This is a genomic window from Pantoea sp. SIMBA_079, from assembly GCF_046940275.1.
Lineage (GTDB): Bacteria > Pseudomonadota > Gammaproteobacteria > Enterobacterales > Enterobacteriaceae > Pantoea > Pantoea borealis.
This window is the reverse complement of sequence record NZ_JAWRYR010000769.1, coordinates 1-245: the sequence shown is the minus strand read 5'-3', so window position 1 is coordinate 245 and position 245 is coordinate 1. Positions and strand designations below refer to the sequence as shown.

At 55.1% G+C, this 245-nt stretch carries 1 protein-coding gene; it reads right to left on the bottom strand.

All coding sequences use genetic code 11. The annotated features are described in order from the left end of the window. Positions 1–3: 3 nt before the first annotated feature. Positions 4–222 carry a hypothetical protein gene (locus tag SB719_RS22020; protein WP_412160013.1) on the bottom strand — a complete coding sequence of 73 codons (219 nt, stop codon included), beginning with the start codon at positions 220–222 and terminating at the stop codon, positions 4–6. Positions 223–245 lie beyond the last annotated feature (23 nt).

Sequence of the window (245 nt, the reverse complement as noted above, 5' to 3'; positions counted from 1 at the left end):
CGACTATCCGCCATAGCGCGCCACCAAAGATGATCTTGCCGTTGCCAGCTGCTCCGAGTAGTCAGAAGCGAACGGCGCAACGAGTTGTTTCTCCAAGCTGGCGAGAACCACTCCAAGCGCATGCGTTTCCGCTGTGTCCGCGGCTTGCGCGAGCTTGCCAGAAGAAAGAAATTCAAAGAGCACTAGAGCCTCGTCGTCAGAAAGTTGAACTTGAGTCGCCATAGTTATCTCCTGCCGCCTAACAC